The organism is Rhodococcus sp. SGAir0479, assembly GCF_005484805.1.
Classification (GTDB): Bacteria; Actinomycetota; Actinomycetes; order Mycobacteriales; family Mycobacteriaceae; genus Prescottella.
Genome location: NZ_CP039432.1, coordinates 359,782 through 382,307, shown reverse-complemented (window position 1 = coordinate 382,307; position 22,526 = coordinate 359,782). Strand labels below are relative to the sequence as shown.

The following is a 22,526-nucleotide window of genomic DNA, read 5'->3' as shown; positions in this document are numbered from 1 at the left end:
AATTCATCAACGACCACCCTGCGACTGTCCGGCCAGCTGGACGTCGACGGTCCGCGGGCTGCCCGACTGATCGGTGTACGTCACCTGCACGGTGTCGCCGGGGGCGTGGGAACGGATGGCCGCGATCAGCGAATCACCCGAGGTGATCACCCGGTCGTCGACCTTGGTCACGGTGGCGCCCTTGGGAATTCCGGCCTTCTCGGCGGGGCTGCCCGGGGTGACGTCCACGACCGCGGCGCCGCCGGTGGTGGTGTCCTTCGCCGAGACCTGGACGCCGATGATCGCCTGCGTCGCCTTCCCGGTCTTGGACAGCTCGTCGGCGATGCGTCGCGCCTGGTCCACCGGAATCGCGAAGCCCAGGCCGATCGAACCGCCCTGTCCGCCGGCGGTGGCGATGGCGGTGTTGATGCCGATGAGCTGACCGTCCATGTTCACGAGCGCGCCGCCGGAGTTACCGGGGTTGATCGCGGCGTCGGTCTGGATGGCGTCGATGACGGTGTTCTGGTTGCCCTGCTCCCCGCTGGTCGACACCGGTCGGTCGAGTGCGGAGATGATGCCCGAGGTGACGGTGCCGGCCAGGCCCAGCGGGGAGCCGACCGCGACGACCTGCTCGCCGACCTGGACGCCGTCCGAAGAGCCCAGTTCGATCGGCGTCAGGTCCGACTTGCCCTGGACCTTGATGACCGCGATGTCCGACGTCGGGTCGGTACCGACGAGCGTGGCGGGCGCGGTGGAGCCGTCCGAGAACGCGACCATGAGTTTGCCGTCGGAGCCGCCGCCGGAGACCACGTGGTTGTTGGTCATGATGAGGCCGTCGGACGACAGGATCACGCCGGACCCTTCTCCTTCGCCGCGACTGCCGGCGACCTGGATCTGCACCACGCTCGGCACCACCTTGGCGGCGACCGCCTCGACCGATCCCTGCGGCGCGTTGGACGCGTTGCTCGTGCTCGGCTTGGGCGCGTCGAGCGCATTGGTGACCGGCGCGCTGCCGTTGTCGGACGTCGCGAGCGAGCCGACCACACCGCCGATGCCACCGCTCACCAGGGCCAACGCGATCGCGCCGGCGACCAGCGCGGACCGGCCCACCCGGCGAGGCTCCCGCGGCGTGGGCGCGCCGGTGGTGGGCAGTGTGCCCGTCGTCCCGACACCGGGGAACTGCTCGGTGGGCTGCTGCTGGTAGCCGGGGTAGCCGTGCTGCTGGTAGCCGTGCCCGCCCGCGGCGCCGGGGTAGCCGGCGCCCTGGGTCGGGTTCTGCTGGTAGCGCCACGGATCCTGCGGGTCACCCTGTCGGTCGGAGCCCTGGTAGGGCGCGCCGTGCTGCGGGGCTCCTTGGTCGGGGCCGCCGTGAGGGTTACGGTCGTCGGTCATCGCACCGCCTTCTGTCGTGACCGCCCGCGTGGTGCGGGACGAGTCCGGTCGTCGACTTCCAGGTTGCCCGGCACGGCTGAGAGGCCGCTGAGACACCGCTTTCAGTTTCCCGTGGTGTTGCTGCGGTTTCCACCCGAGGGCGCCGTACGCGCGATCCGTGACCGCCGCTGCGCCGGGTCAGTGGACGCCGGGGTGGGGCTCGCCCGGCAGCACGATCCGGATGAGCGCGCCGCCGCGCCGGGAGGTCTCGACGGCGATGGTGCCGCCGTGCTTGACGACCACCTGCCGCACGATCGCCAGCCCCAGCCCGGAGCCGGGCATCGACCGTGACGCCGTGGACCGGTAGAAGCGCTCGAAGACCAGTTCGCGCTCCTCGACGGGAATGCCCGGTCCGGCGTCGTCGACGGTCAGTTCCAGGAGCCGGTCGCCGATCTGGCGCATGCGGACATCGACGTGCTGCCCCGACGGACTCCACTTCGCGGCGTTGTCGAGCACGTTGAGGACCGCCCGGGACAGACCCGCCTGATCGCCGTAGATGAACCACGGCGTGGTGACCGCCTCGAAGTCGATCTCGTTGCGCCGCCGGCGGGCCTTCTCGAGCGAACGTTCGACGACCTCGCTGAGGTCGACGAGTTCGAAGACGGTCTCGGGGGCGTCCTCACGCGCGAGATCGACCAGATCGCCGACCAGGGTGGACAGCTCCTCGATCTGCGCCATGACGTCGGCGCGGAGGTCGGCCATGTCCTGGTCCGGAATGTGCGGTGCGCCCGGGCGACTCGACGCGATGAGCAGTTCCATGTTGGTGCGCAGCGACGTGAGTGGGGTGCGCAGCTCGTGGCCGGCGTCGGCCACCAGCCGGCCCTGCCGCGCCCGCGACTCCGCGAGCGCCCGCAGCATGGTGTTGAAACTGGTTGTCAGCCGCGCCAGTTCGTCGTGCCCGGTGACGGGAATGGGCGTGAGGTCGTCGGTGCGGGCGACCCGCTCGGTGGCCGCCGTGAGCCGGGCGATCGGCCGCAGCCCGGTCCGGCCCACGGTGGTCCCGGCCGCGGCCGCCAGCACGACGCCGCAGCCGCCGACCACGAACAACACCCACGCCAGCCGGTCGAGGATGTCCTCGGTGGGTTGGAGCCGCTGCGCGATCACCAGCGTGCTGCCGTCGCGCGTCCTCTCGGCCAGCACCCGGCTGTCCTCGACGGTGCGCAGCGAGAAGTCCCGCTGGCCCCGCGCCACCGCCATCTCGGCCGGGCCGATGGGCACCACCGATCCCGGTGGGATGTACTTGTTCAGGTCCGGGAAGATCAGCGCCACACTGATGTCGCTGGTGTACAGCGTCGCCCCGGCGATGTACCGCGGATCGAAGGTGATGAGTTCGTTGTCGACGATCGACGACGCGCGCGACTGCAGCTGCTTGTCGACGTCGTTGTAGAGGGCGCGCGCGACCACCGCGTACGCCGCGACCGCCATGACGGCGACCGCGATCGCCACGACCGACGCCGCGAGCAGCGTCACCCGCCATCGCAGCGACACCGACCGCGTCAGCGGCATCGGCGGACGCATCTCGCCGCGCCGGGGCGCCGTCGCGCCGGGCGCGGCACCCGGACCGTCCGGCCGCGTCCCGGGCCTTCCGAAGGGAGCGACCATCAGGGCGGGGTCTCCCGCAGGACGTAGCCGACGCCGCGCACCGTGTGGATCAGGCGCGGCTCACCGTCGGCCTCGGTCTTGCGCCGCAGGTAGCCGACGTAGACCTCGAGCGCGTTGCCCGACGTCGGGAAGTCGTACCCCCACACCTCCTCGAGGATCCGACTGCGCGAGAGCACCCGCCGTGGGTTCGCCATCAGCATCTCGAGCAGCGCGAACTCGGTGCGGGTGAGGCTGATCGAGCGGCCACCGCGTGTGACCTCCCGGGTGACCGGGTCGAGGGTGAGATCCTCGAATCGCATCGCCTCGGAGTCGTCGCCCCCGGCCGGGGTCGCGCGGCGCAGCAGCGCCCGCAGCCGGGCCAGCAGCTCCTCGAGCGCGAACGGTTTGGGCAGGTAGTCGTCGGCGCCGGCGTCGAGCCCGGCCACCCGTTCGGACACCGAGTCCCGGGCGGTCAGCACCAGGATCGGCAGATCGTCGCCGGTGCTGCGCAGCCGCCGGCACACTTCGAGGCCGTCCAGGCGCGGCATCATGACGTCGAGCACCAACGCATCGGGCCGCGACGCCGCGACCTTCTCGAGCGCATCCATACCGTCGACGGCGAGCTCGACCGTGTAGCCGTTGAAGCTCAGCGACCGCCGCAGCGAGTCCCGGACCGCCCGGTCGTCGTCGACCACCAAAATGCGCATGCCGACATTTTGGCCCGGCGGGCTGAGATCCCGCTGAGAGGCGACCGCGAGCCGGGAGCGTGTCGCGTCACTCCTGGGGCAGCCGCGGGCCCGGCAGGCTCCAGTGCCGCCACAACGCGACCAGACGCAACGCGGTCGCGACCGCGGTACCGACCAGCAGCACGGCGTCGTGCGGCAGCCCGGCCGAGGTCCCCGCGACGACCAGCGCCGCCCCGAGCAGCGCCGGGATCGCGTACAGGTCCCGCTGCAGCAACAGCGGCACCTCGTTGACCAGCACGTCCCGCAGGATGCCGCCACCGATCGCGGTGGTGGCGCCGATGAGCGCGGACGCGAGCGGACCGGCACCGGCGTCGAGCGCGATGGCGGCGCCGGTGCACGCGAACAGACCCATTCCGGCGGCGTCGAGCACGAGAATCTCCCGCCGCAGCCGACCCAGCGCGGAATGCACGAAGAAGACGAGCACCGACGTCGCCGCGGCCGTCCCGAACAGCGACCAACTGGTCAGCGACGTGGGCGGATGGATGCCCAGCAGCACGTCCCGCACGATGCCGCCGCCGATGCCGGTGAACACACCCACGACGCACACACCGAAGATGTCGAGACGTTTGCTCACCCCGACCAGGGCACCGGACGCCGCGAACGCGGCGATGCCGACGAGGTCGAGGATCTGCAGCAGCACGCCGACAGCGTCGCACGCACCGCGTCACCGCCGGCACAGGTGCCCCCGGCGAACCCGTCCCGGCCCGAGTTTTCGCTGGCACGGCCGCCGCGGGCCGCCGGTCCGGTAGGATTGCGCAATCAGTCGAGCCGGTAAGGAAAAGCAATGGCAGTCAGAAGGTCCCCGTCGAAGAAGGCGCGCAGCGAGCAGGGCCGCCGCCCCAAGAAGAACCCGCTGATCGCCGCGGGCATCGAGACCGTCGACTACAAGGACGTCAACCTGCTCCGCACCTTCATCTCCGATCGCGGCAAGATCCGCAGCCGCCGCGTCACCGGGCTGACCCCGCAGCAGCAGCGCCAGGTGGCCACCGCGGTGAAGAACGCCCGCGAGATGGCCCTGCTGCCGTTCATCACCAGCCGGTAGCCCGAACCACGTACGAGAGGCCGCGCCGTCACCCGACGGCGCGGCCTCTCGCGTTCGCGGGTGCCCACCGGCGGCTCCACCGGCCCACGCTAGATTCTCCGGGTGTCGCTCTCGCTCCGTACCGTCGCTCTCCTCGCCGCCACCGCCCTGACCGTGGGCGGCGTCGCGGCGTGCTCGTCCGACTCCCCAGGCGCCTCCGGTGCCGCCGGCGCGGACTGCATCACCGATTTCGATCCGGCCATCGACTATTTCCCGGACAAGCAGTCCGTCGAGTACGCGCAGAACTTCGACATCGAATACCACAACTCGTACCAGGTGCTCACCGTCCGCCAACCCGGTCAGCCCGACGAGGCGTACGTGCTCACCAAGTGCGGCGCCCCGGCACCCGACCTGTCCGGGGACCTCGCGAACGCCCAGCAGGTGGCCACGCCGGTGAGCGACCTGTTCGCCGAGTCCACGACGCATCTGCCCAGCCTCGAGGCGCTCGGCAAGCTCGACGTCCTGACGGGTTTCGCGAGCGCCGACTTCGTCTACAGCGACGCGGCACGCGAACACTTCGCCGACACCGGCGTCGTGCAGTTCGCCACCGCCGGTCAGGTGGACGCCGAGGCGGTTGTCGCGCACGCTCCGCAGGCCCTGGTGACCGGCGGTTTCACCGACCCGGCCTTCGCGGTGATCGAGCGCTCGAAGATTCCGGTGCTCGACAACTACGACTGGCTCGAGACCGATCCCCTGGGCCGCGCCGAGTGGATCAAGTTCTTCGCGGCGCTGACCGGTACCGAGAAGCAGGCCGCCGAGACGTTCGACGGCATCGTCGCCGAGTACGACAAGTACACCGACCTGGCCGCCGCAACCGCGCCCGCACCGATCGTGCCGGGACTGCCCTACCAGGGCGGGTGGTCGGTGCCGTTGGCGAGTTACTCGAACGCGCTGTACGGCACGGCGCACATCACCCACCCGTGGATGAGCGAACCCGGCACCGGCAGCCTGCAGACCGACCTCGAGACCGTGTTCGCGAAGGCGGGCGCGATCCCGCTCGCGATCAGCACGTCCGCCGCCACGACCGTGGCCGAGGCGCTCGCCGCCGAACCGCGGCTGGCGGAGTTCGCGGCGTTCCGCGACGGGCAGGTGTGGACATCGTCCGCGCGCGCGACGGACGCCGGCGCGCTGGACATCTACGAGCAGGGCGTCCTGCGTCCCGACCTCGTGGTGGCCGACCTCATCGCGATCGCCCATCCGGAACTGCTGCCCGGGCACGAGTTCACCTTCTACCGCCGGCTGCAGTGACCCGCACCGCAGCCACCGTCACCGGCCTGGTCGCGCTCGTCGTCGCGGCGACCGTGCTGGCGGTGTCGGTGGGTTCGGTGACGATCCCGTTCGGCACCACGGCGCGGTATCTGCTGACGGGTGACGCCGGCGCCGACCGTTGGACCACGCTCATCCGGGACATCCGGCTGCCGCGGGTCGTCACGGCCGCGTGCGCGGGCGCGGCGCTCGCGGTGGCGGGGCTGTTGATGCAGACGCTGTTCGCCAACCCGCTCGCCGATCCGTACATCCTCGGGGTGTCGTCGGGCGCCAGTCTCGGAGTCGCGTTGGTGGTGCTCGGCTCGGGCACCGGAGCCGGTGTGTTCGCGGCCGTCGCGGGCACCGGCCGCCTGGGCATCGCGGCCGCAGCCGCCGTCGGCGCGTTGGTGGTGCTGCTGCTGGTGCTGGCCATCTCCCGGTGGGTCCGATCGGTGGTGACACTGCTGATCGTCGGCGTGATGGTGGGCTCGGTGACGAGCGCGGTCGTCTCGCTGCTGGTCGCGTTCTCCGAACCCGCCCAGATGCAGCAGTTCATCCTGTGGAGTCTGGGCTCGTATTCGGGCGCGTCCTGGTCGGATCTGCGAGTCCTGGTGCCGGTGGTGCTGGCCGGACTCGTGCTGGCGGCGACGCTGGTGCGTCCGCTCAACGCGATGCTGCTCGGTGAGGACTACGCCAGCTCGATGGGCGTGCACCTGCTGCGCACCCGGACGGTGGCGATCACCGCGGCGGCGCTGCTGGCCGGCGGGGTCACTGCATTCTGCGGCCCCATCGCCTTCCTGGGGATCGCGGTTCCGCATCTCGCGCGGCTGGCGCTCGGGACGTCCGACCACCGGATCCTGCTGCCCGGCGCGGTGCTCATGGGCGCGGCGGTGTCGCTGCTGTGCTCGGTCGTCGCGCAGCTCCCCGGCCGCGACGGCGTGCTCCCGCTGAACGTGGTGACCGCGCTCGTCGGCGCGCCGGTGGTGATCCTGGTGTTGCTGCGCTCACGGCGCGCAAAGGCCGGTGTCGCATGACGCTCGCGCTCGACGGTGTCACGGTCGGCTATCCGGGCCGGCCGCCGCGCCGGGTACTGGAGGACCTGCACCTGACCGCCCACGCCGGACAGGTCACCGCGCTGCTCGGTCCCAACGGCGCCGGCAAGTCGACGCTGCTGCGCTCGGTCGCCGGGCTGCAACGCGTCCTCGGCGGCACGATCCGCCTCGACAGCCGCGACGTCACCGCGCTGCCGCCGGCGCAGCGGGCCCGCCGGATCGCGGTGGTCCTCACCGACCGTGTCGAGGGCGGACTGCTCACCGGCGGTGAGGTGGCCGCGCTCGGCCGGCTCCCGCACCAGGGCTTCGCGTCGCGGCTGACCGACGACGAGAAGCGGTTGATCGCCGACAGCCTCGAACGGATGGGTGCCACGCATCTCGCCGACGTCCGGATGCACGAGATGTCCGACGGCCAGCGCCAGCGGGTGCTGATCGCGCGGGCGCTGGTGCAGCAGCCGGCTCTGCTGGTGCTCGACGAGCCCAGCGCGTTCCTCGACGTCGCGGCGCGGGTGGAACTGTTGGCGCTGCTCGAGGAGATCGCCGACGACAGCGGCATCACGGTGCTGCTCTCGACCCACGACGTCGAACTGGTGCTGCGCACGTCGCGGCACGTGTGGCTGGCCGCGGGCGACGGCACCGTCGTCGACGGCACTCCCGCGTCGCTGATCGAGGCGGGCGCCATCCGCCGGGCCTTCGACTCGCGGCGCGTTCACTTCGATCCGTCCGACGGCATCTTCCGGCTCGGCAACCCCTGAGACCCGACTTCCCTGAGACCCGGCTTCCCCTGAGACCCGGCTTCCCCTGAGACCCGGCTTCCCCTGAACGGGAATTCACGGCACGCTCTGGGCCCCGAACCGTGCCGTGAATTCCCGTTCAGCGGTCGGGTCTAGACTTCCCGCCGGGTTTCGGTTCGGTTTGGGAGGTGCCCCGCGGCGTGTCGGGTGTAGTCGCGGGTTTCACGGTCATCTTCGTCGTCATCGCGATCGGGTTCTTCCTCGGTCGCACGGGCACTCTCGGTGAGCACGGCCAGTTCGTGCTGAGCCGGCTGGTGTTCTTCGTCGCGACGCCGGCGCTGCTGTTCGACACCCTGGCCCGCTCCGACCTGTCGGTGGTCTTCTCCCCCACCCTGGCGGTGGCGGCGGCCACGGCATTCGCGGTCGCCGGCATCTACCTGGCGATCGCCCGCGTGTGGCTGCGCCGCCCACTGCCGGAGTTGACGATCGGCGCGCTGTCCGCGTCGTACGTGAACTCGGCGAATCTCGGCATCCCCATCGCGGTGTTCGTCCTCGGCGACGCGTCGTTCGTCGCGCCGCTGCTGCTGTTCCAGATCATGATCTTCTCGCCCGTCGCGCTCACCGTCCTGGACATCAGCACGACCCGCGCAGGCGCGTCCCGGCTCGAGACGATCACCGCGCCGTTCAAGAATCCGATCGTCCTGGCCGGCGCGGCCGGGCTGGTGGTGGCCGTATCGGGATGGACGCTGCCCGAGGCGTTGATGCAGCCGTTCCAGCTGATCGGCGGTGCCTCGGTGCCCGGCGCGCTGCTGGCGTTCGGGTTGTCGCTGTACGGGGTCCGGGTCCTCGAGAAGGGCGCCAGCCCGCGCCGCGACGTCGCGCTCGCCTCGGTGCTCAAGATCGGCGTCCAGCCGGTCCTGGCGTACCTGATGGCCCGGTTCCTGCTGGGCCTGGAGGGGCACGAGCTGTTCGCGATCGTGGTGGTCGCGACGTTGCCCACCGCGCAGAACGTGTTCGTGTACGCCAGCCGCTATCAGCGCGGCATGGTCCTCTCCCGCGACGCGGCCTTCGTCACGACGCTCGCGTCGATTCCCGCGATCGCGCTGGTCGCGGCGCTGCTGGCCTGAGCCGCCTCACGCCGCATCGGCGGGCGGCGGCGGTTTCCGGAGGCTCGACACCACCCCGTACAGGAAGAGGAGCCCAGCCACGACCAGCGCTCCCCCGGCGATCCGCATCGGCAGCGCGTCCCGCGTGAGTACGATCGCGGCGCCCCCGGCTCCCGTCACGAGTGCGATGGCCCCGGAGGCGAGCCGTTGCCGCGGGGTGCCCGTCGGCATCGACGGCTTGCCCTGCCGGTCGCGCCACCAGTCCTGAAGTCCCACGGCGAACAGGAACGCCAGGTACAGCTCCATCCAATCGCCCTGCACGATGCCGGTCCCGACCAGGAGCAGCCACGACAATCCGACGACCGCACACGCGGTGACGACGAGACCCTTCGGCAGGCGCACGGTGTGATCGTGACGGACCCACGCGCGGATGTCCATCACCTGCCGGGGCGCCGCATCCGCATGTAGTCGCTGACGACGGCGGCGCCCAGACCGTCCAGATCGGGGGCGACGACGCGGCCGCCGACGCGCTGGGCCATCCGATCGACCACCCGGGCCAGACCGGGATCGTCGCCGAGCCGGAAGATGGTGACCTGCGCGCCGAGCCGGGCCAGGGTGTCGAGTTCGCGCACCGTCAGTCCCAGGGTTCGCACGCTCGGCGGGTAGTCGAAGAACGCCTGCCCGTCGGGCTCGAGGTGCGCGGTGGGCTCACCGTCGGTGACGATCAGCACGACAGGCTGCGCGTTGGGGTGCCGGCGCAGATGCCGTGCCGCGAGCAGCAGCGCGTGATGCAGATTGGTGCCCTGGTCCCACGCGCCGTCCAACCCGGCGAGTTCCGCCGCCGACAGCGACTGCGCGTAGCGCCCGAAACCGATGAGCTGCAGCGCGTCCCCACGGAACCGGGTGGTCACCAGGTGGTTCAGTGCGAGGGCGGTGCGCTTCATCGGCACCCAGCGGCCGTCCATCACCATCGAGAACGACGTGTCGACCAGCAGCGCGACAGCGGCCTGCGCGCGCTGCTCCGTCTCGGCGACCTCGACGTCCGCGACCGTCATCCGCACCGGCATCCGGCCCGGCTCGCGCAGGATCGCGTTCGTCAGCGTCCGCGTGACGTCCCAGGGTTCGGTGTCGCCGAACTCCCACGTGCGCGACGCTCCCGTCGGCTCACCCATGGCGCCGGCCCGGCGCGTCTCGCGTTGCCCGCCACGGTTCGCGAGGCGTCCGGCCACGTCCCGCAGCGCCGTCTGCCCGAGTTGCCGCATCGCCTTGGGCGAGAGCCGCCACTGGCCGTCGGGTGCCCGGTCGAAGAAGCCCTGCTGCTGCAGCGCGCGTTCCAGGTCGGCGAGGGTCCGCGTGTCGGCGACGGCCTGATCCCCGAGTTGCCGGGCCAGTGCCTCGGCGTCGATGTCGTCGAGCTGGGCGCCCGGATACTGCTGCGACAGTTGGTCGGACAACCGCTCCAGGTCGGCGACGTCCGCGACCGCCGACGTCCCTTCCCCGAGGCCGAGTCCCTCGTCGCCGCCGAACTGCGCCGAACCGTTCCAGTCCTCCCCTGGACGCGCGGACTGCAGGTGCGCGTCGAGCCGATCGAGCTGGCTCATCAGCGAGGCGTCCCCGAATGCCTGCTGCGCCAGCGCATCGAGTTCCGCACGCTGGTCGGGGGTGAGCGAGTTCCGGAGCCGCTGCGCCGCCGCGGCGCGCCGGGCCAGCGAGTCCAGCAACTCTTCGGTGTTGCGCGGGTTCTCGGGGAAGAACTCGCCGTGGCGGTCCATGAACTCCTCGAACTGCTGCGTGGTGTCCTCGCCGCGAGCGTGGCTGTCCAGCAGGGAGTTGAGGTCCTCGAGCATCTCCCGGATCCGTTCGCGATCCTCGTCGGTGGCGCCCTCGAGCAGTTGCTTCATGCCCTCGAACCGCTGGTCGAGCAGCTCGCGTCCCAGCAGGTCGCGAATCTTCGCATAGTCCTCCCGGGCCTGACTGCTGCGCCAGTCGTAGTCGGCCAGGTCCGCGACGGCCTGCGCTGTGGACGGCGGCAACTCCTCGATCCGCATCTCCGCGAACCGGGCGTCGTCGTCGAGCGCGCGGGCGAGCGTCTTGCGCTCCTCGAGCACCGCCCGGTCGAGCAGCTCCCGCACCTCGTCGAGCGTTCCCCCGAGGTTGTTGCGCTCCAACAACTCCCGACGTCGGCGGTTGGCCTGGGCGGCCAGGTCGTCGAGACCGCGGCGGTCCCCGAAGCCGCGGCGCAGCAACTCGCGCAGCGCGGACCGCGGAGACGCCCCCTCGAGGACGTCGTCACCGATCGCGGCCAGAGCCTCCCGCAGATCGACGGGCGGCGCCAGCGGATCGCCGCCCTCGTACGGGCCGTAGCGCGCGCCGCGGGACATCTTGTCTCCCTTCACGAATTCGGCTACGAGTAGACGGCCTGGCCGTTCTCGTCCGGGTTCTTCGAGATCCGGCGGGCCAGATACAGGCCCTCGAGAGCGAGTTCGACGGCCGATGCCCGCTCCCCGTCGGACTGCGCGCCCAGCCGGGACGCCAGATCCCCGAGGACCTCGAGTTCCGGCAATTCCGCCAGGAACGCCTTCGCGGTGACCCGTTCGCCGGTCACCACCGGCTGCCCCAGTTCGACGGCGGTCACCAGCGGCGCGAGGTCGATGCCGCCGAGCAGGCTGCGTGCGGTGTCGGCGGTGGCGCGGCGCAGCAGGTGTTCGAGGATCTCGAGTTCCCGTCCCTCCTCGCCGGATTCGAACTCGACCTTGCCGCGCAGCACCTCGACGATCGTGCCGAGATCGATCGGCCGGGCCACGGCCTCGGCCTCGCCGAGCACGGCGCTGCGGTGCACCGCGGCCGCGCTCACCGTCTCGGCCCCGGCCACCGCGAAGCGGGCCGAGACGCCCGAACGCTGATCCACCGACGTCGACTCGCGCAGCAGCCGGGTGAAGCGGGCGAGGACCTCGAGCAGGTGGTGCGGCACGGCGGCCTGCAGATTCGCTTCCTGCTCGATCACCTCGATCTCGTCCTCGAGCAGCGGCGGGTAGTGGGTGCGGATCTCGGCGCCGAAGCGGTCCTTGAGCGGGGTGATGATGCGCCCGCGGTTGGTGTAGTCCTCCGGGTTGGCGCTGGCCACCAGCAGCACGTCCAGCGGCAGCCGCAACGTGTACCCGCGGACCTGGATGTCGCGCTCCTCCATCACGTTCAGCAGCGACACCTGGATGCGCTCGGCCAGATCCGGCAGCTCGTTGATCGCGACGATCCCCCGATGCGCCCGCGGCACCAGGCCGAAGTGGATGGTCTCCGGGTCCCCGAGACTGCGCCCCTCCGCCACCTTGATCGGGTCGACGTCGCCGACGAGGTCGGCCACCGACGTGTCGGGGGTCGCGAGCTTCTCCGCGTACCGCTCGCTGCGATGCCGCCACGCGACCGGCAACGCGTCCCCCAGTTCGGCCGCGCGGCGCAGCGAGATCGGCGTGATCGGCTCGTACGGATGCTCGCCCAGTTCGGAACCCGCTATGACGGGCGTCCACTCGTCGAGCAGCAGCGACAGTGTGCGCAGCAGCCGGGTCTTGCCCTGACCACGCTCACCGAGCAGGACGACGTCGTGCCCGGCGATGAGCGCACGCTCGAGTTGCGGCAGCACCGTCTCCTCGAACCCGACGATGCCGGGCCAGGGATCGACACCGTCGCGGAGTGCGGCGAGGAGGTTCTCGCGCATCTCGTCCTTGACCGGACGCTGGAGGTGACCGGACGCGCGGAGTTCGCCGAGTGTCCGGGGCAGGTGCGCAGGCGTTGTGGCAGTCACCACTCCACGTTACGAGCGATCTGGCGATTCGGCATCCGGACCGCGATCGTGCACGCTGCCTCTGCCGCGCTCTGATAGACACAGCTCCATGGCCGAATTCGAGATCACGTTCACCACCGACGACATCACGCTGCACGGCAGCCTGCGGCTCCCCGCCGGGGCCGACGCCGATGCGCCCGTGCCCGCCGTGCTGCTGCTCGCAGGCAGCGGCCCCACCGACCGCAACGGCGACAGCGCGTTGCTGCCGGGCTCGATCGGCACCCTCGAGTTCCTCGCCGACCTGCTCGAGCAGCACGGTTTCGCGAGCCTGCGCTACGACAAGCTCGGCAGCGGCGCCACCGGCCTCGGCCCGTACGAGCTCGAGGACATCGGCGACCTCGGCTTCTCCGTCTTCGTCGACTCCGCAGCGGCCGGGCTGAGATTCCTGGCCGGCCGGGCCGCCGTCGACCCCGACCGGGTGTACGCGGTCGGGCACAGCGAGGGCGCGCTCATCGCGCTCGCGCTCGCCGACCGCGGCGCGAAGGTCGCCGGCATCGGACTGCTCGAGCCGCTCGCGGTGCGCCTGCTGGACCTGCTCACCACGCAGATCGACAACCAGCTCACCGCCGTCGTCGACGCCGGACAGCTGCCGGTCGAACTCGCGGACGAACTGCGCGTGGCACTGGCCGGGGCCGTCGAGTCGCTGCGCGACGACGCCACGCTGAGCGACGACCTGCCGGATCCGCTGCGCGCCGCCGGGCTGGTGCCCGCCAATGCCCGCGCTCTCGCCGAGGAGGATGCGCTCGATCCGCGGGAACTCGCCCGCCGCCTGCCCGCCGGACTCCCGGTCGTCACGAGTTGCTCGGCCAAGGACATCCAGCTCATCAACAGCGACGTCGACGCGCTCGACGCGGCACTGGCGCACACCGCGCTCACGCCGGTGCGGATGACCACCGCCAACCACGTCCTCAAGGAGATCGGCGACGCGCCGTCCACGGGCGCCGACTACATCGAGCCGCTGCCGTGGTCCACCGAGTTCACCACCGGGTTCGAGGCCTGGCTGCGCAACCTCTGACTGCCCGGCCGTGACGCCGGACGACACCGCGCACGCAAAACCGAGATGTCGTCCGGCGGTCACTGCTGTATGGTTCTCCGTTAACCAACGGGCTCACACGAGAAAGGTACGGTCGCAATGCAGTCGAAGAGCTCGGCACTTGCCGTCAAGCGCATTTCCGAACACGCGTATTTCGCCGTACCCGCGTGGCACCGCCACGCAGCCTTCGTCAGGTGGCCCCGAGAGACGAGTTCCCCGTAACCGGAACCTCTCTCGGGCACCCGAAGGCACACCGCCTCGGGTGCCTTTTCTTTTACCTACTTCCAGTCAGGAGAAGCCACATGAAGCTTCGTCTCGGTGCCGGAGGCACCCTCCGGTACGGTGCCGGAGGCACCACCGATCTGGACCTGCCCGGCGACCTCACCGGTCAGGTCGTCACCGTCGATTTGCGGCACGTCGATCCGGGGAGCGATGCCGGCGCGACGGCACTGCTCAGCGAGCTGATCGCGCGCGGGGCGGCGCGGCTGGTCATCTCGGGCACCGACACCGCCAGCGCCCGCGCACTGCTCGCATCCGCACAGCACGACGCTCCCCCGTCGGGACTCGCCGCCTAGCGGCCACGAGCCCGACGAGGGAGCGTCGACAGGGGTTCGATCAGTGCGCGAAGTGGCGGGCACCGGTCAGGTAGAGGGTGACACCGGCCTCGCGGGCGGCCTCGATGACCTCGTTGTCGCGGACCGATCCGCCGGGCTGGACGACGGCGCGGACACCGGCGTCGAGCAGGACCTGCAGTCCGTCGGGGAACGGGAAGAACGCGTCGGACGCGGCCACCGAGCCCTTGGCACGGTCGCCGGCGCGCTGCACCGCGAGGTGCGCGGAGTCGACGCGGTTGACCTGTCCCATGCCGACGCCCACCGAGGCGCCGTCGTTCGCGAGCAGGATCGCGTTGGACTTCACGGCGCGGCAGGCGCGCCACGCGAATTCGAGGTCCGCGAGCGTCTTCTCGTCGGCGGCGTCGCCGACCACCAGCGTCCAGTTGGCGGGATCGTCGCCCTCGGCGTCGAGCACGTCGCGCTCCTGCAGCAGCGTGCCACCCGAGATCGGGCGCAGCTCGACGCCGGATGCGGTGGGTGCCGCGGCCTCGAGGACGCGGACGTTCTTCTTGCGGGCCAGCACCTCGACGGCACCCGGCGCGTACGACGGGGCGATGACGACCTCGGTGAAGATGTCGGCGACCTGCTCGGCCATCTCGACGGTCACCTCGCGGTTGGCGGCGATGACGCCACCGAACGCGGAGACCGGGTCGCACGCGTGCGCCTTGCGGTGCGCCTCGGCGATGTCGGCGCCGACCGCGATGCCACAGGGGTTGGCGTGCTTGATGATTGCGACCGCAGGCTCGGTGTGGTCGTACGCGGCACGCCACGCGGCGTCACCGTCGGTGTAGTTGTTGTACGACATCTCCTTGCCGTGCAACTGCTTCGCCTGCGCCAGGCCCGCCGGGCCGGACGGGCTGTCGTACAGCGCCGCCGCCTGGTGGGGGTTCTCGCCGTAGCGCAGCACCGCGGAGCGGTTCCAGGTGGCACCGACCCAGCGCGGGAACTTCGACTCGGCGGTGTCTTCCGCCGCGTCGCTCGGGGCGACGGTCGCGACCAGGCTCTCGGTCATCCAGGTGGCGACCGCGACGTCGTACGACGCGGTGTGCTGGAACGCCTGCGCCGCCAGCGCGGTGCGCTCGAAGAGGTTGAAGCCACCGGCCTCCACCGCGGCGAGGACACCCTCGTACTTCGCGGGGTCGACGACGACCGCGACGGACGGGTGGTTCTTGGCCGCGGCGCGGACCATCGAGGGGCCGCCGATGTCGATCTGCTCGACGCACTCGTCCGGGGTGGCGCCCGACGCGACGGTCTGCGTGAACGGGTACAGGTTCACGATCACCAGCTCGAACGCCTCGATGCCCAGTTCCTCGAGCTGCGCGAGGTGCTCGGGCTTGCGGGTGTCGGCGAGGACGCCGGCGTGCACGCGCGGGTGCAGCGTCTTGACGCGGCCCTCGAGGCACTCGGGGAAGCCGGTCAGGTCCTCGACCCTGGTGACCGGGATGCCGGCGTCGGCGATCTTGGCTGCAGTGGAGCCGGTGGACACCAGCTCGACACCGGCCTGGTGCAGGCCGGTGGCCAGTTCGACCAGTCCGGTCTTGTCGTAGACGCTGACAAGTGCGCGGCGCACAGCCTTGCGTTCACTCACTGGGGATCACGGCCTTTCGTCCGTCGGAAACAACACCTCGGAGGGCGACGGCGGCCACGACCTGGGCCAGCAGTCGCCGCTCGACAATCTTGATGCGCTCGTGCAGTGCGGCCTCGTCGTCGTCGACACGGATCTCGACCGGCTCCTGGGCCAGGATCGGGCCGGTGTCGATGCCGTCGTCGACGAGGTGGACCGTCGAACCGGTCACCTTGACGCCGTATGCGAGCGCGTCCCGCACCGCGTGCGCGCCGGGGAACGCCGGCAGCAACGCGGGATGCGTGTTGATGATGCGGCCCCCGAACCGTTCGAGGAACACGGGGCCGAGAATCTTCATGAAACCGGCGCTCACCACCAGGTCCGGCTGGTGCGCGGCGACGGCCGCGGTGAGCGCGACGTCCCACGCGTCGCGGTCGGCGTGATCGCGCAGCGCGACGCGGAAGTGCGCGATACCGGCCGCGGCCGCGTGCTCGGTCGCGGAACAGTCGCGGTCGACACCGACGGCGACGATCGTCGCGGGATACCCGTCCGTCCGGGAGGCGCCGACGAGTGCCTGCAGGAGACTGCCGGTCCCCGAGGCGAGTACGACGATCCGAGCGGGCACTGTGGGCCGCAGCTGGTCACGCGTGGCAGTCAGCGCACTACTCCTGGTTTTCGGGACGGTTCCGGCCCCGGTACGGGCCGGGTACGAGCCTAGTCTCTGGGGTTCCCGGGCCCGTCCGGCAGGGCGGCTTCGTCCGCCGACGTCGCCTCGGGGGCATCGTCGGCCTCGTCCTCCGGCTCCTCGACGTCGGCCACCTCGACGGCGGTCACGGCTTCGGGTCCGTCCGTCACGGTCGGTGTCGCCGGTTCCTCGACGATCTCCGCCTCCACCACCGCGGTGTCCTCCGCCGTCGCGTGCTCGCCCGTTTCGTGCTCGTCCGTTTCGTGCTCGTCCGATGCCGCGGCGTCGTCCGGTGCGTCGGCCGCTGCACCCGTCGCCTGCTCGAGCTCCGGGTCGGGGCCGGAGCGGTACCGGACGGTGGGCCGTTCCAATCGTCGGATCTCGAGGGGCGCAGCGACGTCGTCGGCGCCGGTTCCGATGTCCGTGGTGTCGACGTCGGTTTCCCTCTGGTCCTCGTGGGTCTCGGCGTGCTCCGTCTCGCGGCCGCGGGCGAGGAGCGCACCGACGACGAGTCCCGGCACGACGAGCCAACCGAACGTGACGACGCCGAGGGCCGCCGGCTCGACACCGACGAATCCGTAGGACCCGAGGTCGCCGCCCGCGAGCAGGCCGAAGAGGCCGGCGACGACGCCGACCACCGCGGCCGCACTCGCGACCACGTACGCGGTCTCCGCCATCGGCAGCCGCAGCCGCCCGCAGTCGCGGCCCAGGAGCGCACCGATCGTGACGGGGACGATCAGCAGAATCGGCCAGGCGCTGCCGACGAGTGCGGTGGGCACGCCGGCGAGGACCGGGACCGGCGGCACCGGTCCGGGCACCACGTCGAAGACGCTGACCGCGGCCCCCGCGTGGGCGGTGCCACCGACCAGGACCGCCAGGGCGCCCATCGCGACGTTCGGCAGGTACAGCACCGACAACACGGTGGACCCGAGCAGCCCCACGAACCCGAAGTCGCCGCCGAGCAGGTCCCCCACCTCGGACCAGGACCACACCAGCGATGCGGCCGTCACCGCCGCACCGGCCGCGAACATCGATCCGGCCGCCCGCCCGGCGGGCCGCCCGATGGCGGGGACCCAGTCGGGCAACCCCCAGCGTGCGCACAGGCTCGGCCCCACGGTGGCCGTGATCCCGGCAGCCGCCGCGAGCAGATGTATTCCGAACACCGAGCCGAGCGCTTCGAGTGCGCTGGGCTGCTGCAGCGGGATCAGCGCCGCCGCGTCGGTGATCACGGCGAGCGCGATGAGCGTCGCCGCGATCGGTCCGGCGACGGCGGCCGCGATCACCTTGCCCACGTCCCGCGCATCCGCGTCCGGCGCCACGGCCCGCGCGCAGCCGCGGGCGACGACCCACATCATCAGCATCGTCGGCAGCAGGGGCAGGATGCCCAGCGGCGCACCGGTGACGGTGAGCGACACCTGGTGCACGGCCAGCCAGCTCGCCGCGACCGCCCCCACCGCACCGGCCAGATCGCTGTTGGAGGAGACCAGCGTGACGAGCACGGCCGCGCAGATCAAGGCGATCGCGACCCCGGTCGGGCGCAGGGCCACCCCGAGCAGCGTGCGGACGTGATCGGGGCCGGCCTCGGGCTGTCCGGAGGTGTTGCGGCGGCTGCCGCGAGCAAGCAGAGAAGTCATCGGATCGAGGGTCGCACCCGTGCCCGGCGACGGCCCTCAGGCGCGCCGAGGCGTGGTGCGCCCCACTCGTTCACTTCTCCTCGTCGTCCTTCGCCGAGGGGTTCTCGCTCGTCCGAGCGTCGAACGCCTGTGTGGGCGCGCCCGCATCCTCGGGCGCGGCGCTCTGGTGCCGAGGAGCTGACGGCGGCGGGGTCGGCTGCCCCTGCTGGTACGGCTGGCCCGCCGACGGCTGCTGCGGCATCTGCTGCGTGGGCTGCTGGGCCTGGTACGCCTGGAACTGCCCGTATCCGGCCGTGGGCTGTTGCTGCTGCGGGTAGCCCTGCGACTGCGCCGGCTGACCGTAGCCCGGGGTCTGCTGGCCGTAGCCGGGCGTCTGCTGGCCGTAACCCTGCTGTCCGCCGTACCCCTGCTGCGGGGCATATCCCTGCTGCTGGCCTCCCGGCTGGCCGTAGCCCTGCTGCCCGCCGTAGCCCTGCTGCTGCGCGTACCCCTGCGGATGCCCGTAGGCGGCGGGATGCGCGTGCGAGCGGTACGGACGCCCCTGCGGCATCTTGACGAGACCGGCGCCGAACAGGAACACCGCGACGGCGAGAGCCGCCTGGACGAACGAGAGAACCAGGATCGCGATGCCGCCGCCGGCGAGGCTGCCGACACCCGGGAGGCTGAGCATGAAGACGAACGAGACGAGGAAGCCGACGACGGATGCGACGGCGGCCGGCGCCGCGTGGTACTGCTTCGGCAGCAACGAGATGCCGGCCAGCAGACCACCGGTCAACAGGAACGCCAGCGGCAGCGCCCCGCCGCTCTCGAAAGCGTCCTGGGTGAACGAGAATCCGAAGCCGACATTCGTCGAGTTCTCGAGGTACGGGGCGAACCCGAGCAGAAAGTTGACGATACCCAGCGCGAGCACGCCGAGTCCCAGATAGAACGCGAGCCCGCGAGTCCGGCTCTGCGCGGGCGCCTGCGAAGGCTGATCGAAACCGGACCCTCCGTCCGTGTACGTCATGTCTGCTCCTAGTCGGTCGATCATGGGCTCCCTGAACGCTACCCGCAACGACCCGTCCGTTGCGCCCACTACGCGTCAGGCGCGCACCGTCGTCCCGCGGCCGGTGTCGATCGCCGCGACCAGCTCGGCGTGGTCGCGGACGGTCAGGTCCGCGTAACCGCGCGCGAAGCCGGCGATCGCCTCGTCGAAACCGGTCCCGGAGCCCAGGTAGGCGGCGATCGCGCCCCGGTCACCCGACCGGGCGTGGGCGTGCGCGAGCACCCGCCCGCACAGCCGCGCATACGTCTGCAGGCCGGTCGGGGTCATCGACTCGATCGCCGGCGACGCCTTCGCATCGCGCAACTGCCGCACGTAGTAGTCGCGTCGCACACCGTCGAACCCTGTCCCCGACTGCCACCCCAGCAGGATGTCGCTCGCCGCCTGCATGATGCGCTGCCCCTCGACCACGCGCCGACCCTCGCTCGGGTACGACGGCCCGTCGAGATAGCGCGCGAGTACCGAGCGCTCCGCCTCCTTCGCCTGCAGGAACAGCGGGTCGTCGTCGTCCGCACCGCGCAGCAACAGGATCCACGCCCGGGTCCCGACACTTCCGACGCCGACGACCTTCCTCGCCGCCTGCACGAACTCGTACTGCTCGAACGGAATTCGGCACGGATCCTGCAACGTGTCCCGGTACTCGGCGAGCCGGGTGCGCAGTTCCGCGTACACCGCGTCGGCGTCCGCGTCCGCGAAGACCTCCTCGATCGGGGCGACGAGTGGTGGCCGGCTGACGATCCGCCGCCGCCCGTCCACGACCACCGTGAGCTTGCCGAGTGCGTGCACGCTGTCGTAGCGCCACGACTTCTCCACCAGCTTCCGGCTGCTCCTGCGGGTCGCGGCATCGAGTTCGTCGCGCAACTGCGCCAGCTCGGCCGACGGCTCGACATGGGTGTACCAGACGGCAAGATGGCCGAGCGCGGCCTGCCGGATCATCGTCTCCCGGTACCCGGCGACGCACGCGTGGACGATGCGCGAGCGCCGTTTGCCACCGCACCCGATCCCCCGCGCCGCCACTTCGACGCTCGCGGCCAGCCGCTTGACGTCCCACTCGAACGGCCCCGGGTAGGTCTCGTCGAAGTCGTCGAGGTCGAACGCCAGCCGGCGCTCGGGCGTCGCGAAGATTCCGAAGTTGCCGAGATGCGCATCCCCGCACAGCTGCACCCGCAGGTCCGTCCGCGGGTTGCGCGCCAGATCGTCGGCCATGACCAGCGCCGATCCTCTGAGGAACGCGAAGGGCGACAACGACATCCGCCGACTGCGCACCGGCACCAATTCGGGGATCCGGGTGCGCGCCTGGTCGTCGAGCAACCCGAGCGGATCCCGCGGGGCTCCAGGCTCGAGGGCGGCCAGCGCCTCGAACGGCACGCGCGCACGGGTGGCCTCGCCCCGTCGCGCGCGTTCGGTACGGGTGGGGAACTCGGCGGCGTCGGACATGATGCCTCGCTCGGGGTCGGAACGACCGGCGAGCACCATTGTCTCCCCGGACGGGCTGCCGATGACGGGAACGGGGAAGATGAGTCATGCCCTCCACGCTGTCCCCCGGCGCCGACGTCGTCGTGGAGACCGAGATCAAACACTCCCGGTTCATCGCCGCGCTGCGCCGCGTCGACACGCCCGCCGACGCGCAGGCCTTCCTCGACGAACAGCGCCGCGGCTACCCCGACGCGCGCCACCACTGCTGGGCGTACGTGACGGGTGACGAACCCACCGAGCGGGCCGAGCGGTCCGGCGACGACGGCGAGCCCGGCGGTACGGCCGGCGTCCCGATGCTCCAGGTGCTGCGCGCGCGGCAGCTGGTCGACGTCGCGGCGGTCGTCACCCGCTACTTCGGCGGCATCAAGCTCGGCGCGGGCGGACTCGTGCGCGCCTATTCCGGCGCCGTCGCGGCGGCCGTCGACGCCGCGGCCTCGCAGTCGCGGTTGCTCGGGCGCGAGCGGCTCGACCTGCTCACCGTCGACGTCGGGCACGACATCGCCGGTCGTGTCGACGCCGAACTACGCGGCCGCGGCGTGCTCGTCGTCGACACCGCGTACGCGGCCGAGGTCACCTTCACCCTCGCGACGAAGGATCCGGACGCGTTGGCGGCGATCGTCGCCGAGCTCACGGCCGGCGCCGGCCGGCTCGAACCCGCCGGGGTGCGGTGGGTGGACGTGTGACGCGGAACGGCGCCCGCAACCGGACGAGGTGTCCGGTTGCGGGCGCCGTTCGCGTGGATCCGGGCCGGGCGACGAACGCCCGCGCCGCACGGATCAGAGGCTCTTCAGGATCTCCCGGGCGAGAGCCGCGGTCTCGGACGGCGTCTTGCCGACCTTGACGCCGGCCGCCTCGAGGGCGTCCTTCTTGGCCTGCGCGGTTCCCGAGGAACCGGAGACGATGGCGCCGGCGTGGCCCATGGTCTTGCCCTCGGGAGCCGTGAAGCCCGCGACGTAGCCGACGACCGGCTTGGTCACGTTGGCCTTGATGTAGTCGGCGGCACGCTCCTCGGCGTCGCCACCGATCTCACCGATCATCACGATCAGCTTGGTCTCGGGATCCTTCTCGAACGCCTCGATGGCGTCGATGTGGGTGGTGCCGATGACCGGGTCGCCGCCGATGCCGATGGCGGTCGAGAAGCCGTACTCACGCAGCTCGAACATCATCTGGTAGGTCAGGGTGCCGGACTTGGAGACCAGGCCGACCGGGCCCTTGCCCGCGATGTTCGCCGGGGTGATACCGACGAGGGCCTCCTCCGGGGTGATGATGCCCGGGCAGTTGGGGCCGATGATCCGGGTCTTGTTGCCCTTCTCGACGTTGTAGGCCCACGCGTACGCGGAGTCCTGCACCGGGATGCCCTCGGTGATGACGACGAGCAGCGGGATCTCCGCGTCGATGGCCTCGACGATGGCGTCCTTCGAGAAGGCCGGCGGAACGAACGCGATCGAGACGTCCGCGCCGGTCTCCTTCATGGCCTCGGCGACGGTCGCGAAGACCGGCAGCTCGACAGCGTTGCCGTCCTTGTCGGTGTGCGAGACCGTGGTGCCGGCCTTGCGGGCGTTGACGCCGCCGACGACCTGGGTGCCGGCCTTGAGCATCAGCGCGGTGTGCTTGGTGCCCTCGCCGCCGGTGATGCCCTGGACGATGACCTTGGAGTCCTTGGTCAGGAAGATAGCCATTGTTGTGTG

The 22,526-nt window shown here is 71.3% G+C and carries 21 protein-coding genes; 8 read left to right on the top strand and 13 right to left on the bottom strand.

What is annotated here, in order from left to right:
* Positions 1-6 precede the first annotated feature (6 nt).
* The 4 genes from E7742_RS01825 to E7742_RS01810 all read right to left on the bottom strand — a co-directional run bounded on the left by E7742_RS01825 (position 7) and on the right by E7742_RS01810 (position 4,377).
* Complete coding sequence (locus E7742_RS01825; protein WP_137797364.1) at positions 7-1,371, bottom strand: S1C family serine protease; 1,365 nt, start codon at positions 1,369-1,371, stop codon at positions 7-9.
* 177 nt (positions 1,372-1,548) lie between these two features.
* Positions 1,549-3,012, bottom strand: a complete 1,464-nt coding sequence (locus E7742_RS01820) for an ATP-binding protein (RefSeq protein WP_441346874.1) — start codon at positions 3,010-3,012, stop codon at positions 1,549-1,551.
* Entirely contained in the window at positions 3,012-3,698 is a 687-nt protein-coding gene (locus E7742_RS01815; RefSeq protein ID WP_137797363.1) for a response regulator transcription factor, read from the bottom strand. Before E7742_RS01815 ends, E7742_RS01820 begins: the two co-directional genes overlap by 1 nt.
* A gap of 67 nt (positions 3,699-3,765) precedes the next feature.
* Positions 3,766-4,377, bottom strand: coding sequence for a trimeric intracellular cation channel family protein (locus E7742_RS01810; protein WP_137797362.1), 612 nt, complete (start codon positions 4,375-4,377; stop codon positions 3,766-3,768).
* A 144-nt stretch (positions 4,378-4,521) separates the two neighbouring features.
* Between E7742_RS01810 and rpsR the strand changes: the two genes are divergently transcribed.
* The 5 genes from rpsR to E7742_RS01785 all read left to right on the top strand — a co-directional run bounded on the left by rpsR (position 4,522) and on the right by E7742_RS01785 (position 8,976).
* Positions 4,522-4,779 carry a 30S ribosomal protein S18 gene (gene rpsR / locus E7742_RS01805; protein WP_137797361.1) on the top strand — a complete coding sequence of 86 codons (258 nt, stop codon included), beginning with the start codon at positions 4,522-4,524 and terminating at the stop codon, positions 4,777-4,779.
* Positions 4,780-4,881: 102 nt separating this feature from the next.
* Complete coding sequence (locus tag E7742_RS01800) at positions 4,882-6,066, top strand: ABC transporter substrate-binding protein (RefSeq protein WP_137797360.1); 1,185 nt, start codon at positions 4,882-4,884, stop codon at positions 6,064-6,066.
* The gene (locus tag E7742_RS01795; RefSeq protein ID WP_137797359.1) at positions 6,063-7,097 is read left to right on the top strand and encodes a FecCD family ABC transporter permease; all 1,035 of its coding nucleotides are present in this window, start codon (positions 6,063-6,065) and stop codon (positions 7,095-7,097) included. Before E7742_RS01800 ends, E7742_RS01795 begins: the two co-directional genes overlap by 4 nt.
* The gene (locus E7742_RS01790) at positions 7,094-7,870 is read left to right on the top strand and encodes an ABC transporter ATP-binding protein (RefSeq protein WP_137797358.1); all 777 of its coding nucleotides are present in this window, start codon (positions 7,094-7,096) and stop codon (positions 7,868-7,870) included. Before E7742_RS01795 ends, E7742_RS01790 begins: the two co-directional genes overlap by 4 nt.
* 179 nt (positions 7,871-8,049) lie before the next feature.
* Positions 8,050-8,976 carry an AEC family transporter gene (locus E7742_RS01785; protein ID WP_137797357.1) on the top strand — a complete coding sequence of 309 codons (927 nt, stop codon included), beginning with the start codon at positions 8,050-8,052 and terminating at the stop codon, positions 8,974-8,976.
* Positions 8,977-8,982: 6 nt separating this feature from the next.
* On the opposite strand, the gene E7742_RS01780 is transcribed toward E7742_RS01785, so the two are convergent.
* From E7742_RS01780 to E7742_RS01770, 3 genes are read right to left on the bottom strand one after another with little or no spacing between them, the layout of a single operon-like run.
* Entirely contained in the window at positions 8,983-9,357 is a 375-nt protein-coding gene (locus tag E7742_RS01780) for a hypothetical protein (RefSeq protein ID WP_137797356.1), read from the bottom strand.
* Between the two features lie 35 nt (positions 9,358-9,392).
* Complete coding sequence (locus E7742_RS01775; protein ID WP_137797355.1) at positions 9,393-11,336, bottom strand: vWA domain-containing protein; 1,944 nt, start codon at positions 11,334-11,336, stop codon at positions 9,393-9,395.
* Positions 11,337-11,359: 23 nt separating this feature from the next.
* The gene (locus E7742_RS01770; protein WP_441346873.1) at positions 11,360-12,754 is read right to left on the bottom strand and encodes an ATP-binding protein; all 1,395 of its coding nucleotides are present in this window, start codon (positions 12,752-12,754) and stop codon (positions 11,360-11,362) included.
* A gap of 85 nt (positions 12,755-12,839) precedes the next feature.
* On the opposite strand from E7742_RS01770, the gene E7742_RS01765 reads away from it, so the two are divergent.
* Together E7742_RS01765 and E7742_RS01760 are read left to right on the top strand one after the other, a co-directional pair.
* On the top strand, positions 12,840-13,805 hold the full coding sequence (locus E7742_RS01765; RefSeq protein WP_137797354.1) for an alpha/beta hydrolase family protein: 966 nt from the start codon (positions 12,840-12,842) through the stop codon (positions 13,803-13,805).
* Positions 13,806-14,125: 320 nt separating this feature from the next.
* The gene (locus E7742_RS01760; protein WP_137797353.1) at positions 14,126-14,398 is read left to right on the top strand and encodes a hypothetical protein; all 273 of its coding nucleotides are present in this window, start codon (positions 14,126-14,128) and stop codon (positions 14,396-14,398) included.
* A gap of 40 nt (positions 14,399-14,438) precedes the next feature.
* On the opposite strand, the gene purH is transcribed toward E7742_RS01760, so the two are convergent.
* The 5 genes from purH to E7742_RS01735 all read right to left on the bottom strand — a co-directional run bounded on the left by purH (position 14,439) and on the right by E7742_RS01735 (position 20,799).
* Positions 14,439-16,025 carry a bifunctional phosphoribosylaminoimidazolecarboxamide formyltransferase/IMP cyclohydrolase gene (gene purH, locus E7742_RS01755; RefSeq protein ID WP_137797352.1) on the bottom strand — a complete coding sequence of 529 codons (1,587 nt, stop codon included), beginning with the start codon at positions 16,023-16,025 and terminating at the stop codon, positions 14,439-14,441.
* A complete protein-coding gene (gene purN / locus E7742_RS01750; protein ID WP_137797351.1) occupies positions 16,018-16,626 on the bottom strand; it encodes a phosphoribosylglycinamide formyltransferase in 609 nt (202 codons plus the stop codon). The genes purH and purN overlap by 8 nt, the downstream gene beginning before the upstream one ends.
* A gap of 89 nt (positions 16,627-16,715) precedes the next feature.
* Positions 16,716-18,320: a cell division protein PerM gene (locus tag E7742_RS01745; RefSeq protein ID WP_137797350.1), complete on the bottom strand. Its 1,605-nt coding sequence runs from the start codon at positions 18,318-18,320 to the stop codon at positions 16,716-16,718.
* Positions 18,321-18,390: 70 nt separating this feature from the next.
* A complete protein-coding gene (locus E7742_RS01740; RefSeq protein WP_137797349.1) occupies positions 18,391-19,326 on the bottom strand; it encodes a DUF5336 domain-containing protein in 936 nt (311 codons plus the stop codon).
* Between the two features lie 75 nt (positions 19,327-19,401).
* Positions 19,402-20,799: a DUF2252 domain-containing protein gene (locus E7742_RS01735; RefSeq protein WP_137797348.1), complete on the bottom strand. Its 1,398-nt coding sequence runs from the start codon at positions 20,797-20,799 to the stop codon at positions 19,402-19,404.
* An 86-nt stretch (positions 20,800-20,885) separates the two neighbouring features.
* Here E7742_RS01735 and E7742_RS01730 point away from each other — a divergent pair, with 86 nt between their 5' ends.
* Complete coding sequence (locus tag E7742_RS01730; protein WP_137797347.1) at positions 20,886-21,521, top strand: IMPACT family protein; 636 nt, start codon at positions 20,886-20,888, stop codon at positions 21,519-21,521.
* 93 nt (positions 21,522-21,614) lie between these two features.
* Here E7742_RS01730 and sucD read toward each other — a convergent pair whose 3' ends face one another.
* Positions 21,615-22,517: a succinate--CoA ligase subunit alpha gene (sucD, locus tag E7742_RS01725; protein ID WP_137797346.1), complete on the bottom strand. Its 903-nt coding sequence runs from the start codon at positions 22,515-22,517 to the stop codon at positions 21,615-21,617.
* Between the last annotated feature and the right edge of the window lie 9 nt (positions 22,518-22,526).